Source organism: Spiroplasma endosymbiont of Aspidapion aeneum (assembly GCF_964031045.1).
GTDB lineage: Bacteria > Bacillota_I > Bacilli_A > Mycoplasmatales > Mycoplasmataceae.
This window is the reverse complement of the sequence record NZ_OZ034994.1, coordinates 1,075,021-1,089,845: the sequence shown is the minus strand read 5'-3', so window position 1 is coordinate 1,089,845 and position 14,825 is coordinate 1,075,021. Positions and strand designations below refer to the sequence as shown.

The 14,825-nt window shown below is 25.6% G+C and carries 16 protein-coding genes; 14 read left to right on the top strand and 2 right to left on the bottom strand.

Features of this window, described 5'->3' with window-relative positions:
• Positions 1-10: 10 nt before the first annotated feature.
• Together alaS and AAHM97_RS04770 are read left to right on the top strand one after the other, a co-directional pair.
• Positions 11-2,737 (top strand): alanine--tRNA ligase, encoded by a 2,727-nt coding sequence (gene alaS, locus AAHM97_RS04775; protein ID WP_342268805.1) that lies wholly within the window; start codon positions 11-13, stop codon positions 2,735-2,737.
• A gap of 7 nt (positions 2,738-2,744) precedes the next feature.
• Positions 2,745-4,862, top strand: a complete 2,118-nt coding sequence (locus AAHM97_RS04770; protein ID WP_342268804.1) for a hypothetical protein — start codon at positions 2,745-2,747, stop codon at positions 4,860-4,862.
• A gap of 363 nt (positions 4,863-5,225) precedes the next feature.
• Here the strand turns inward: AAHM97_RS04770 and AAHM97_RS04765 are convergent, their stop codons facing one another.
• Together AAHM97_RS04765 and AAHM97_RS04760 are read right to left on the bottom strand one after the other, a co-directional pair.
• On the bottom strand, positions 5,226-6,083 hold the full coding sequence (locus AAHM97_RS04765) for an ABC transporter permease (RefSeq protein WP_342268803.1): 858 nt from the start codon (positions 6,081-6,083) through the stop codon (positions 5,226-5,228).
• Positions 6,076-6,795 (bottom strand): ABC transporter ATP-binding protein, encoded by a 720-nt coding sequence (locus tag AAHM97_RS04760; RefSeq protein WP_342268802.1) that lies wholly within the window; start codon positions 6,793-6,795, stop codon positions 6,076-6,078. Before AAHM97_RS04760 ends, AAHM97_RS04765 begins: the two co-directional genes overlap by 8 nt.
• A gap of 602 nt (positions 6,796-7,397) precedes the next feature.
• Here AAHM97_RS04760 and AAHM97_RS04755 point away from each other — a divergent pair.
• From AAHM97_RS04755 to AAHM97_RS04700, 12 genes are all read left to right on the top strand, one after another.
• Positions 7,398-7,733: a hypothetical protein gene (locus AAHM97_RS04755; RefSeq protein ID WP_342268801.1), complete on the top strand. Its 336-nt coding sequence runs from the start codon at positions 7,398-7,400 to the stop codon at positions 7,731-7,733.
• On the top strand, positions 7,723-8,025 hold the full coding sequence (locus AAHM97_RS04750) for a hypothetical protein (protein WP_342268800.1): 303 nt from the start codon (positions 7,723-7,725) through the stop codon (positions 8,023-8,025). The genes AAHM97_RS04755 and AAHM97_RS04750 overlap by 11 nt, the downstream gene beginning before the upstream one ends.
• The gene (locus AAHM97_RS04745; RefSeq protein ID WP_342268799.1) at positions 8,001-8,468 is read left to right on the top strand and encodes a hypothetical protein; all 468 of its coding nucleotides are present in this window, start codon (positions 8,001-8,003) and stop codon (positions 8,466-8,468) included. Before AAHM97_RS04750 ends, AAHM97_RS04745 begins: the two co-directional genes overlap by 25 nt.
• Positions 8,469-8,500: 32 nt before the next feature.
• Complete coding sequence (locus AAHM97_RS04740; protein WP_342268798.1) at positions 8,501-9,286, top strand: DNA adenine methylase; 786 nt, start codon at positions 8,501-8,503, stop codon at positions 9,284-9,286.
• Between the two features lie 36 nt (positions 9,287-9,322).
• A complete protein-coding gene (locus AAHM97_RS04735; RefSeq protein ID WP_342268797.1) occupies positions 9,323-9,466 on the top strand; it encodes a hypothetical protein in 144 nt (47 codons plus the stop codon).
• Positions 9,466-9,675: a hypothetical protein gene (locus tag AAHM97_RS04730; RefSeq protein WP_342268796.1), complete on the top strand. Its 210-nt coding sequence runs from the start codon at positions 9,466-9,468 to the stop codon at positions 9,673-9,675. The genes AAHM97_RS04735 and AAHM97_RS04730 overlap by 1 nt, the downstream gene beginning before the upstream one ends.
• Before the next feature lie 157 nt (positions 9,676-9,832).
• Positions 9,833-10,204: a hypothetical protein gene (locus tag AAHM97_RS04725; RefSeq protein WP_342268795.1), complete on the top strand. Its 372-nt coding sequence runs from the start codon at positions 9,833-9,835 to the stop codon at positions 10,202-10,204.
• A 78-nt stretch (positions 10,205-10,282) separates the two neighbouring features.
• On the top strand, positions 10,283-10,711 hold the full coding sequence (locus tag AAHM97_RS04720) for a hypothetical protein (protein WP_342268794.1): 429 nt from the start codon (positions 10,283-10,285) through the stop codon (positions 10,709-10,711).
• 3 nt (positions 10,712-10,714) lie between these two features.
• On the top strand, positions 10,715-12,109 hold the full coding sequence (locus tag AAHM97_RS04715) for a hypothetical protein (RefSeq protein ID WP_342268793.1): 1,395 nt from the start codon (positions 10,715-10,717) through the stop codon (positions 12,107-12,109).
• 6 nt (positions 12,110-12,115) lie between these two features.
• Positions 12,116-13,822 carry a hypothetical protein gene (locus tag AAHM97_RS04710; protein ID WP_342268792.1) on the top strand — a complete coding sequence of 569 codons (1,707 nt, stop codon included), beginning with the start codon at positions 12,116-12,118 and terminating at the stop codon, positions 13,820-13,822.
• A 12-nt stretch (positions 13,823-13,834) separates the two neighbouring features.
• Entirely contained in the window at positions 13,835-14,347 is a 513-nt protein-coding gene (locus AAHM97_RS04705; protein WP_342268791.1) for a hypothetical protein, read from the top strand.
• Entirely contained in the window at positions 14,325-14,780 is a 456-nt protein-coding gene (locus AAHM97_RS04700; protein ID WP_342268790.1) for a hypothetical protein, read from the top strand. Before AAHM97_RS04705 ends, AAHM97_RS04700 begins: the two co-directional genes overlap by 23 nt.
• Positions 14,781-14,825: the final 45 nt, after the last annotated feature.

Genomic DNA, 14,825 nt, shown 5'->3' with positions numbered 1-14,825 from the left:
TGGAGATTATATGAAAAATTTAAAAGCAAATCAAGTTAGGAAAATGTGAATTGATTTTTTTGTGAAAAAAGGTCATTATTTTTTAGAGCCGGTAAGTTTAGTTCCTAATGATGATCCGAGCTTACTATGGATTAATTCCGGGGTTGCAACCCTAAAACCTTTTTTTGAAGGAAGAGAAGAACCGCCACATAAAAATTTAACTAATTATCAAAAATGTATTAGAACAAATGATATTGATAATGTTGGGATAACAGCTAGACATCAAACAATGTTTGAAATGTTGGGCAATTTTTCTATAGGGGGTTATTTTAAAAATGAGGCAATTCATTTTGCATGAGAACTTTTAACAAGTGAAAAATGATTCGGTTTGGATAAAGAAAAACTATTTATAACAGTATTTGAAGAAGACAAAGAGGCGTATGATATTTGAAATAAGGAGTTAAATGTTCCAAAAGAGAGAATTTTTAAAGGTTCATCAAAAACTAACTTTTGGGATGTTGGACAAGGTCCTTGTGGTCCAAATACTGAGATTTTCTTTGATAGGGGAGAAAAATATGATCCTAATAAAATTGGAGTAAAATTATTAAAAGATGACATTGAGAATGATAGATATATTGAAATATGAAATATTGTGTTCTCACAATTTAATAATGATGGAAAAAATAATTATACCGAATTGCCAAGAAAAAATATAGATACAGGCGCCGGTTTTGAAAGACTTGTATCTATTTTTCAAGATTCCCCAACGAATTTTGATAATGACTTGTTTCTTCCAATAATTAAGGAAATTGAAAAATTAACGGGCAATAAGTTTAAATACGATATCCAAGCATTCTTTTCAAATGACCCATATAAGTTGGGTATTAACACCTCTTTCAAAGTAATATCTGATCATATTAGAACTATTGTATTTTCAATAAGTGATGGAGTATACCCCTCTAATAAAGATAGAGGATATATTATAAGAAGACTTATTAGGAGAAGTATGATACACGGAAGAAAAATTGGAATTATTGGAGGATTTTTAAGTAAACTTGTAGATATTGTTATTTTTATAATGAATGAATTTTATCCTAATATAATCAATGAAAAGAAAAATGTTATTGAAACAATTATTATAGAAGAAAACAAATTTTTAGAAACTCTTAATAAGGGTTATAATCTTATAGAGGAAATAATCAAAAAAAATAATTCAGTATCTGCAAAGGAATGTTTACTCCTTTTTGAATCCTTTGGATTTCCAATTGAGATCACAAAAGAATTGGTTGATGAGAAAAATAAATTAATCAAAGATTCTAATAATAAAATAAAGATTGATATTAAAGGATTTAATAATCTATTAAACAAGTCAAAAGATTTAGCAAGAAAATCAAGGAAAGATAATAGTGCATGAAATCCACTCTCATTTATTTTGGAAAATTTAACCGTTCAATCTGAATTTGTTGGATATGATAAAGAAAAAGAAATATCGAAAATAGTTTATATGTACAAAGGTGAGTTGCAAATTGATCATATTAAAGATAATACTTGTAATGTTGTTTTGGATAAAACTCCGTTTTTTGCTACTAAAGGTGGACAAGAAAATGACACAGGTTATTTAGTTGCGAAAAATGGTGATATTTTTAATGTAATTGATGTTAAAGAAGCTAAAAATGGACAGTATATTCACGAAATTGTTGTAAATGGTGAATTAAGAATTGGTGACGAAGTTGAAGCTTGTATTAATACTGATAAGAGAAGATTAACAATGAAAAATCACTCAGGTACACATTTAATACATTCTGCAATTAAGAATGTATTAGGTCAAAACTGTAATCAAATAGGAAGCTTTAACAATGATGAAGGATTTAGAATCGACATAAATTATAAAGGCATGCCAAATGATGATCAAATTAATAAAATTGAAAAACTTGTTAATAATAATATTAAGCTAAATCATATACGGGAAATTTATTACTGTGATTTAAATACTGCAATTAATAAATATAAAGCAATTTCTTTATTTAATGAAAAGTATAAAGAGGAGGTAAGGGTTATAAAATTTGGCAATTTCTCATCTGAGCTTTGTGGTGGAACTCATGTTGAAAAAACGGGTGATATTGAGAGATTGGTTATTACAAAGGTGGAATCAAAAGGAAGTGGTGTTATTAGATTTTCTGCAATAACATCTTATGAAACTATAAATAAATTTATAAATGATAAATATAATCATTTTAACCTAGCGCTAAAAGACATTGATAATAAGTTTGAACTATTAAAAAATAAAATAAATAAATATAATTTAACAAAGATTGATTTTTCTTCGATGGAAGAGATAATTTCAGAATCAAAAAAAAGTATTAATGAACGTAAAAATTATAAAGAAATACAAATGCTGGAAAATTCTATGCGAATAATTTATAAAAAACTTGATTCTGCTGTAAACGAATCAATTGATTTACTATTGGTGAATAAATATACCAATTTAGAACCTATTATAAATAATGAATATAATTTATTGAATATTGAGGCGAATGACCTTAACCTAAAAAATGCCAAAATTTTATCAGATCTTTTGCAAAACAAGTATGATGATTTAATTCTACACATTTACAATGTGAAATCAAAAATATACCTTGTTTCAATTGGAAAAAATCTGGAGAACAAATATAGTGCTATAGAATTATTTAAAAAGGTTAATAATTTTAATTTAAAGGGTGGAGGAAATAAATCTTTAGCCCAAGGAAAGATAGTTTAAGGAAGAGATGAAGCATTTAAGTGATGTAAGATATGAATTTGAAATACTAAAGAGAAAAAGCAATGTGGTTCGCCCTGTAATAATATGAAAATTATTGAATGGGAAAAAAGTATTAGCGTTTTTTCCTTATATAAGTATTTGTTTTTTGGTTGCCGCCGCAATTATTTTGCCAATGTTTTTTCAAATTTTTAATTCATATAATATATACAATAGTAATATAAACAAAATTTATAATACTACAAAGCTATATAAAATTTACAATTGAAATTCATCGGCATCTACACCATCAATTATTCAAAATGAAACTGATAAAAAAAGTTTTTTTGTAATTATTTTTGCAATGCTCATGCCCTTCCAATTTATATGTTACGCCTTTATATTTGTTTTCCCAATGGGGATTGCAACTAAATTAGTTAGAAGTGATAAAAATTTTACAGATAGATATAAAAATCTAGGATTATTAAATTGCATTATTGGAAATCTAATATTTTTATTTATAGTTTATTTATTAATGTATTCATTTGAAGATATATATATATATCAAGTTTTTAAATTATCCAATAATGATGATATGGGTTTATACTCTTTACTACAACATATTCTAAATGGATATATAGTGTCATCAATTTTTCTTTCATTTTTACTCTTATTTACAATTTTATTCACACTTGAAGCAAAGTTTATTTTAATTGTTTCTGTACACACAAGTATGATTATACTGATCTTATTATACAATATTGTACATGTCCAACCACTATATGATTTACTATCAGCGAATTGAAATTATGGGTTTTATCCCCTTTTGTACATTTTTATGCTTTTATTTTGCTTTCTATATTCATATTTTTCGAAAACTTCAATTGTAAAAATTAGATATAGGTATTCAGATTTATCTTTAAAAGAAATGTTTTTGATAGGATACCAAGGAATACCATCCTTTATTGTCAATGTATGTGTTGGAGTATTCTATATATTATCAGTAGTTATCACACAAAATAATAACCTAATGAATGGGGTATCAAATGGTAGTAATTATATATTTGTTATGCCAAAGTTTATAAAAAGTGGAAAATTTAATGTGGGTGACATGGGCAATATTTCATTTAATAAGGCCATTACATTGTATAATGATCAAGTTTCTATAACATGTCAACTCGTTTTTTACAACTTTTCAATATTGATAATTACTATATTTTTTAATTTCTTTTCTCTATTGTCTTTCTATTGCCATGTTAACCGTAGGTTTAAATTATCAAAAAATAGTTTGTATATTGCTGCAATATTTTGTATATTGCTCATTACGTTATGTTCGGTTATTGTATCATTGACACATGAATTCAAATGATTATACAATAATTTTAATATACATAATTTTTATTGAACCTTATGAGCTTCATTAATTATATTAAATGTTTTAAGTTGAAGCTATTTTAATTTTATCGCGCTTTTTAAATTCAATTATGCTCTTTCATTTATTTTTTTCCTTTCTATAGCGGGTAATTTTTCTGGACTTATAATTGCAGAAGTATCTAATTATAGGAGTTCAACAAAAAACGACTCTTATTTTATTGATTTATACTTATTGTTATATCTGGTGTCTATGCTGCTATCAAATTCATTTGTTATTATAGTTTCACGAAAGGTTGTAATTCGAATAATAAAACTTGAGTATTTTATGTTGGCAGACAATAGTTATGACCTTCAAGAAAAAAATTTCAAATATTTACAATTATTGTATAAGTTTATATGTATACAAAATTTTTATACCAATAAAAAACGAACTAATATAGATGTCCTAAACGGGTCATATTTATATGATATTGAAACATTACGTTTAAGAACAGAAATAAAATTCTTATTAATTAATATCAAGAGAATATTAAAGGAGAATAAGAACTACAATAGAGGTTTAATAGCTAATAAGAAAACTGAAATAAAATCTCTTAAGGCATTACTTTTATATATAAAATGTAGACATAAATATCTTGTTGATGCTAATAAATTTTCTGATAATTTAGATATAAATAAGTACCTTAAGGGTTTTAAAAATGATTCTATTTTAAAAAATATAAATAATTTTGATGAAGAAATTCCGCAGATTATTTATAATACACATCCATTTTAAGCAATATATAAGGAAGCAAGCTTATCGGAGCATAAAACTACGTTATTCTGCTTTCTCTTATTTTGATATAGATATATAAAATATGACATTTAATAAACTATTTTTAAACTGTCTTTAAATTATTTATATTAAGGATTATACTTTAAAGTATTTTAATAAATATTTATTAAAAATAATATGGTAATCTATAAATTAATTATTATAAAAAAAATATATTGATCAGTTATTTGTCGTTAAACAATTTTGATAAATATTATCTAAAAATAAAAAATCTTAATGTGATAACTTATCAAATAAATAGTTTTGATATTTATTTTGTCATTACATTAAGAAAATTATTTTCAAATCTTATTTAATTCTAATTTATTTTTTTGATGACCATTTAAATGTAAACATTGTTGCAACAAATAAAGTTATTAATATAGCAAATGCAACTCCAATTGGAATAAAAATACTTGAAAAATCTCCATTAGTCATAGAGTTGTATACTTCCTCGCCAAGTGAATAGTGGAATATTGCTACCGCATATTTAAGTGGAACTATATATGATAATATCCTCATAAAGGTAGATGTCTCAATGACAGATGTTGGTATCATTACTCCACCTAAAAATATACATAAAAAGTAAACCATCATTACAATACCTGTTCCACTTCCCTCATTGTTAATAATTCCACCAATAAGCGTAGATATTGCTATACAAGTGATTGACACAAGTGTCACTGCAAAAATCATTACTAGTCAATTAACATTCTTTAATACCTGAGTGTAAAAATCACCTTTTGTGATTAATACTCCAAACAATATTTGCAACGTAAATCCTGAATAAGATATAATTAAATAATTAAATCATATAGCAAATAAAAATATTGATTTTTTTATACCAGAACCATCTATTCGTTTAAGAAAAACAGAATTTTTTCATTCGATTATTGCTATTGATAATGATGTTAAAATTGTAAAACACGGTAATAGTGTATAACTTAGTAAAATACTTACCCCATAATCTTTATAAATTGAATAAAATAGTCAACTAAAGAATGTTGGAACAATATACATAAAAAGTGGTCCGCGAGGGCTTCTAAAAAAAGATTTTAGTAATAAAATGCTAATTTCTTTAAACGAGATAAATAAATTTATTTTGCTATTATTTAATTTGTTGTTATTGAAATCAACATTTTTTTTCTCAACATTTTTTATTTGTTCATTTTTACTAGACATTAATGACACCTCTTTCAAAATATTCATGCATTAAACTACGAATCGATATTTTCTTCTTGAATAAATTTTCTGTTTTTTCATCTAATAAAACTTTTTTATCTCCAATTATTATTAATCTCGTACATAACTGTTCAACCTCTTCCGGCATATGAGAAACAATTAATAATGTTTGGCCCTCTTCGATTGTGCTTTTCTTAAAAAAATCAATTAACTTAAATTGTAATTTCATGTCCAATCCAGTTGTTAATTCATCAAGAATTACAATTTTTGGATTATTTAAAACTGCCAACATGGCGTTAAACCTTTGTTTTTGCCCACCTGATAAACGGTTTAATGTTGATTGTTTAAAAGATGAAATTTCAAATATTTCTTCTAAATATTTTTCTCTTTCATCATTAAAGTTTGGATAAATCGACTTATAAAACTTTAACATATCATTTGCTGAAATTCCTGATGGCCAGTTTCCTTCCTGGAACTGAATTCCTATCTCTTTTTTTAAGTTCCCTTCAATATTGATTTTTATTGTTCCACTAGTTGGCTTTGTAGTTAATGAAACCATATCAACCAATGTAGTTTTGCCGGCTCCATTTCCACCAAGAATTGCAACTCTTTCACCGGGATATATGTCCAGGCTTATATTATCTAAAATATCCTTTTTACCAAAGCTTTTATTAATACTTTTTATTTCAATTATTGGTTTATTTTCTCCCATCTTTTCTCCTTTTTTTGTTATCTTTTTTGGTAACTCTTTAAATTATATCATATTAATAAAAAAATAAATAGTTGAAATTATATAGCGAGTATGACTCGTTGATAATTATAATGCATAATATCTATACAATATATATATTATTGCATTTAAAATTGAAATGTTTCTTTGTATCTTGTTTCATATTGTAAATATTGGTTTCAAATACATTTTTATTTAGAGTGAACCCCAAAAAGTAGACCGTTTCAAAAAGTCCAAAATTGTGTGACAATTCGCACTTTTTTTATATTTTAAGAGAAGCTTTTATCTGTGCGAATTTAGAAGCTTCTCTTAAAATATAAGAAGAGTTCAGCAAAAAGCAACCGGTTGAGCAAAAATAAATGTGATTATCTAAGAAATAGAATTTTTTAACATACCAAAAAAGCAATATATTGTAATTTTATTTTGCCTTTATGCGTGATTTAAATCTATGTTTTAAAATTCTTAGATTAATAATTTCGTATGAAATTATAAAAAGTAAATAAATAAAAATAATTTAATTAAAAAATCTATTATTATTATCAATTATAGTTTATTTAATTAAAGATTTAAATCAAGGAGATTATATGCAAAAAAATAAGATAATATGATGTCATAAAAACAACTTCATAAAATGAAATATTAATAAAACCGCCTTCAGAGTACGATCACCTTTTAACGAGGATAATATTTTTTGATTCAATAAAAATTACTACAAGAATAGTCAATTTTATAATTACTTTGGAATTGAAATTCCATTTTACCATTACAAAACGGGAGAGCAAATTGAATATCTAGAATATAATCAGGACAGAAAAATTATTAATATCTACGATGCAATTCAGCTAATAAATCAATTTAAAAAAGTTGCTAAGGAAAATTCCATCGAAAACAAGTCATTTATTGAGGCTTATGAGGATTAAGATTTATATTTATACAATTGATTTTATTTTTGATGATTATCAAAACAAGATCACAAAAATATATTTTATTGTTTTTGAAAAAATTTTTAATAAGCATTTTAAGCTTTTTGATGATTTTATAGAATTACCTGCAAAATATAAATACTTATATGATGAATATAAATACCTTCAAAGCAATAAATATCTAATTTATGAAAATATTGATTTAGATATACCATTTAATTTAACAGACATAATTTTTGCAAATTTAAAAATAGCAGGAATAAGATGAATTCACCCAACAAAAAAATAGGCTATATTGGCTTAGACTTGTCTGGAACAGGAACTACAGCTATTTTTGATGGTAAAAATATTGTTAGTTTTTCTGCTAAAAATTGGTTTGATCATTACAATTTTATTAAAAATTATCTATCAAAAAAAAGAACATCAATCTTATTTTTTGAAGGATTACATAAAATTCAAAAGCAACAAAAAACTAATATCGATCTTGTACATCTAGCTTATTTAATTGGAGCATTAAACATTAAATATAAATATAAACTCGAAGTAACATCATTTATGATCAAAAAAATAGGAAAAATGATTGCAGGTAATAAAAAAAATATTCCAAATTTGGAATATAAGGCAAAAAGGGGATTTTATTATAATAAAAATAAAATAAATCAACATGAACTGGATGCTATAATTATCTACTTTTATGGGCGTGCAAAAATTAATAAAAAATATTGATTATAATTTCTATAAAAAAAATAGAATAAGAGGTTAAAATGGCTAAATCAATTTCACCAATAACTTGACCTGGTGGAAAATCTAAAAAATGAGATTTAATAAAATCATTTTTTCCAAGTAACACATCTGAAATGTACTACCATGAGCCATTTTTTGGTGGGGGTAGTGTTGGGCTTAATAGTTTAAATGAAGGATTGTTTAAAAAGTATTATTTTAATGACAAAAATAGTGAACTTATGTGTTTTTGAACAAATATTTCAAAGGTAAATTTAAATGAATATTCGTTTTACCCAAATATAAATTTGAAAAATTTAGATCTTATTTGTCGTTTATCAGAAAAATATATACAATTTTTAATTAATAATAATTTAGGTTTTAATGGTCTGCCGAAATCTACATGGACACAAAAAAGATTACAGCAAAATTGAAATATTAACAAATTTGAAAGAATACAAAAATGTGCATTGTGTATCTATCAAAATAGAGATAAAATAAAGTTTAGCAATTGAGACTGTTTTTTCTTTTATGACAAAATTAAGGAATATGAACACAAAAAATTTTGATATTTAGACCCACCGTATTTTGATGTGGAAACAAAAATATATAAATATAATGATATAAATTCATCAGACTTACTTTGTTTGGTAACAAATATAGATAGAGATGGTGGCAAATTTCTATTGTCTATAAATAATAGTGATAATATTAAGAAAAAATTTAAAAAGTTCAACATTGTTGAAAGAGAATGAAAATATACGATGACAAATAATAGTAAGCAAAAAGCTTGTAAATTAGGAAAGGAATTATTTATTAAAAATTATTAGAAGTAAGAAAATAAGAAATTTAAGGAGAGAAAAAACATGAATTGAGAAAAAGAATACACAAAATTAATAGAAAAACTACAAGGTTTAAATTCTAAGATGGTAAATCACAAATTTGATTTTAATATAATTATAGATGCTGCCATTAGAATTTTATTAAAGGCACAAGAAGTAATTTTATAATGAGAGACAGATTTACAGGAAGAGAATATCCAAAACTAATGCACAATCATCCTAATCAAATGAGAACAATGGATATTATACCCTGTGCTAATGTTTATTGCTTGGGTCTTGGATATAGTCCATCCGGAGCAGAAAGGCATTATGTTAATGGAGAATTTTTTGAAATTATAGTTTGTTGCTATTGTTTTGAGGAATTTTATATGAATTAAGGAGAATAAAAATGAATAAATTTTGTATTTTATGTAAAAATAGATACACAAAAAATTACTTATTAGAATACAAAAAAGGTATTTATTTTTGTAGAAACTGCTTTGAAAATTTATTATATTTTAATCTTAATAAGATATGTATGAAAGGAAAAAAATAATGAAGGATACATTATTTAAAAAGGCGTACCCAAATTACATCAATTTAGCAGTTGAGGTGTATAGCTATCCAGAAATTGCAAACGTTAAATTTGGTAACTCTACTGTTGACCGCAAAAGAATAAAGGTAACTTTTAAAGGTGGATATTTGTTCTTACAATTTGATGACAAAGAATTATGAAAAATTGCAAAAAAAGCAAAACCAGGCAATTATTTCAATGTAGAGGGACAATTACTTATTTCAACAAATTTTAAGACATGAACTAGTTTTGTAGCAATTAACGTAACTAAAATTATTTCTTTAGAACCTGGTGAAAATAAATATATGTCAAAACAAAATCAAAAAAGGCGTCGGCTGTTAAATCAAAAGTAAAAATAACCCGAAATTAAAATGCTATTTACAAATTTAGCATTTTTTGTTATTCTCAAATTACTCGTCAAGGAGGATATTATGGAAGAAAAACAAATTCAGGAAAACGCTGAAACTGAACAGCAATCTCAAAAAAAAGATAATTTATCACAAAATGAGAAAAATAGCATAAATATCGAGCGCAAATTTACTCAGCAAGAATTGGATGAAATTATCAGAAAACGCATAACTAAATCACAAGCAGAAATAATCGAATTAAAGGATTATAAAATTTCTAATGAAATATCCAATATTTTAAGTAATGCTGGTTTGCAACATAACAATAATCAAATTGATTTGATAAAAAAATTAGATATTGATGTATCAAATTCTAAAAATGTGATTGAAACATATAAGAATTTATTTTCTATAAAAAATGATATTTTAGAAAAAATAGATATTAAGGAAAATAAAGTTAATAAAGCTAAATTTAATCCTGCAGATCCTGCGGGATTACTTGGAAAGGAGTAAAAAATGGATATTTTTAAAACATTTAAAAATCAAAATGGTTTTTTTGACATCAATAATGATACTGATAGATCAGAAGTTATAAATAATTTATACAGGGTGGTCTACCCCATGAATATGGGTTGAGAAGTTTATTTCCCATTTGAAATTGTAAAGGATAGAAACACTAGATTTACCAGAAAAAAACCGATAAAATACAAAGTTGGTATTGGGGATAATTTCTTGACTGATACCAAAAAAATTATTGAATATTCAATGCCAGAATATGAAGAAAAATATATTCACATTGATAAGGCTTTTTCATTTGGTAGAAAATATACACCATTAGAAAACCTAACACCCGAATTAATAGCTGCTGATTTGGATGAATTATCCAACACAGAAGTGCAATTAAAAAGAAAAGCAATTTTAGATATGATCCAAAATGAAGGCATTTTAATTGATATAAATAACAGCTTTGATATAACTAAGGACGCTTTAAGTTTACACGATAACATTATCGATTATTGTTATGAAGTAGGAATAAATATTCAAAATTTGATCTTATTTTGTTCGATGGAATTTTTACGCTCGATAAGAGATACTTTAAAATTGACTATTGGAGCTACTAATCAAATTGAAGACGTCCTCAATGGTGTTGGAGTTGCACCAACAGGAATGTATACCAACCTTGAAGGACTAACATATATAGCCATTCCCAAAAAGGTTACAACAATTTCACCAACAGGAAGTATTCAAAAAATCGCATTATTAGGAGATGGTGTACATGTTTGTGGGGTTGAAATGAATTCATTAACAAGGCCGTTTAAAGCGTTGCAGTGAGTCCATACACCATTGCGTGCTGGAAAAAATGGTGTTGGTAATGGTGAAGGAAATGTTGATATAATAGAGGAGGCATATGGATATGATGTTTGTTTAATAGAGCCATTAAAAGTATTTTATGCCAAAATATCAACCCAAAGTAAACCTGTTGAATTAAGCAGTATTATTACTACTTTAAATTTGGGAGAAATTTTAGATAAAACTGAAACTACAATTTTAGAGGCAATAAATACAAAAAATTCGCTTAATTTAACTACTAGTGATATTTTAATTGCATCAATTACTGATACTGGTGCAAAAATTTCTGCTAAAAATACAACTAAATATTCAGGTAGTTTAAATGTAGTATTTTCACTAAAAAGTGTAAGATTGCAAAAAGAAGCCGAAGCAAAAGCAAAACAAGAAGCCGAAGCAAAAGCAAAACAAGAAGCCGAAGCAAAAGCAAAACAAGAAGCCGAAGCAAAAGCAAAACAAGAAGCCGAAGCAAAAGCAAAACAAGAAGCCGAAGCAAAAGCAAAACAAGAAGCCGAAGCAAAAGCAAAACAAGAAGCCGAAGCAAAAGATACTAAAAAAGCTTAAAAATTAATGTCAATTGGAACTAGTGTGGCTTCACAAAACGCTGTTAAAACCAACAATTTAAAGCTATCAAATATCACTGCTGAACAATCAAGCAATGATAACTCTTCAACGTTACTATCAATCTTAAAATTTGTCGGTGTTGCAGTTGTTGCATCAATTGCCGCTGGACTTGGACAAGAATGAGCTGCTGCTAGTCTTGCTGAAATTGGATTTTCTGAATTTACTGTATCGACAATTTCAACAACATTTGCAGCATCAACAGAATTTGGAATTAATCAAGGTTATGATGCTTTAACAAATTCAACGTCAAAATATACAACCCTCTTAAACTCATTACCATTCTTAGCAGCCCTTTCTGCCTCTGCAAAAGGGTTAAAATTGTCTCAAATTTTAAAAAATGCTAACAAAACAGGTCTTTTTAAGGATTTAGATATTTCTTCAGAGGAATTTAAAAATTTAAGTAAACTAGGAAATACCCTAGAAGGCAATAAAATCAAAATTGGAAAAAATATTTATGATTTTTTTGATGGTGTAACAAAACCACAATCCTTGGCATTAATTTCAACTTTAACTAAAAAAAATGCTTTATCACAAATGTATAAAAATATAAGATTGGGTAGAGATATTGTTGATGCTGATATAAAGAAATTTTTAAAAATTAATGATCTCTTAAGGAATGTGTCACCAAATCTATTTTCAAAAGTAGAAAAGCAATTTTATGATGAAGCTTATAAAATTTTAGATGATAGCAAATTTAATATATCTGACTTAAGAAGTGATGATTTTTTTGATAAAATAGCAAACACAAGCAAATTAACTAATGGAAATAAATCTGCAAAATTGATATGGTCGCTTTATTCTATTCGACAGGCAAAAATTATAGAAAATTCATTTTTAACCAAATTAAATAAATATTGGAAGAAAATGAATAAAATCATAAAAAAAGTTAATCCTGTTGAAATTTTTGTTGAAGCTGCTAAAACAGTTATTGAAGTCATCATGCATCAAGTTGAAAAAGGTGTTGAAAAAATTATTGAAAAAGTAGAAAAAACCAAATTCTATAAAATATCTAAAAATATTTTTTCTAAAATCAAATTAATTAATAAGCTTGAAATTGCTGGAGATATTGAAAAGGATGCTTCAAAATTGCTAATTCCTGTAGATTCAACTTGAATCCTTGGTTATAAAGTAAAAGCAATGATTGATGAATCTTACATTGTAATGATCTATTTTCAAAATTCTAAATATCAGCCACGCACATTTTATTGAGACAAGTTTGAGTTTAATGAGTGAGTTGCAAATTGTTTAAAGCATAATGCAGGAGAATATTACAAAGCTAAATTAGAAATGGGGTATAATTTAAATTTTTTTGGACTATCATCAATTGCAAAATTTATGCCACCAATCATAGTTTCCTTTATAAGGGATGGAATCAAAACTTATAGATTATACAAAAAATATACAAAACAACTACATGAATTTAAGGAAGAAGGTGTTGCACCAACAATACAAGAAGATGTAATTTCAAAATCGAAAAGAAAATTAGAGGTTGAAATACTATCTATTCTTTTCTTGAGTCCACTAGCAAAAAAAATTACTAGATCAATAATTTCTAAAAAGTCAAATTCTCAAATTTTAAGAGTTGTAACAAATCACAAGGTTAAGAAAATTCGTAGAAAATATGGAAATAAGAATTTTAGAAAAATTAGGTAAAAAGGAGCTTTAATGGAAAGACCAAACATAAAGGATTATGGATGAACAGTATATATTCCCTGAACAAAACAAAGGCGAAGATATAACAATGAATATGAAGATTACAAATTATCAAAATTAGATATTGATGATCAAAAAATTTACAAAATTAGAAAAAATCAATTATCTAATATTAATTTCATTAATTGATTATTAATTGCTATTATCACAACATTATGAGGTTTTTACTATCATATTCCCTTTTTACAAAATAATATGCCTTTCTTAAGCATAGGATTGCATAGATCAAATCCATCATGAGTGGAGAAGGGAACATTATTCTTTGTACCAGCTGTGGCAGGAACATCAATACACAATCTACCTAAATTTGTACCATCTAAAAAATTTAAATTTATAACACATGCAGTAATCAAAATAATCCCAATAATAATATTGATTACTTGTGCATATTTGCCATTAACAGAAAATAAAATTTTTAAAATAAAAAGAGGAGAGAAAAACCATGAACAAGAACAAAAAATTTAGAAACACAATTTTATTTAAATTATTACCAATTCTACTAGCATTAGGAACGTCAATATTATTTTCATTTTTCTTTAATAAAATTGATGCAATAAAAAACATGTCAATCACAAATATAATGATTACAAACATTATATTTACTATTATAATAACATTATCATTTTTATTTATTTCTTATGAAATTTCAAAAAAAATAGATAATTTTGAACTAGAAAAAGGTTTACAAGCAAAATACATGCTAGGACATAGAATAATAAATATTGATATTCAAGATCACAAATCCGCAAAAGAATATAAAAAGCAAACAAAAGAAAAATTAAAAAATGCTATCTTTGAACATAATAAAGCAAACAACACATTAGACTCGTTTGCAAAAAAAGCCAAGCATTTAAATAAAGTTGGATCAATCAACGATATTGTTACACCATCAGAATAAAAGCAAAATTATCAATATATTAAAAAGAGCATTATTGCTCTTTTT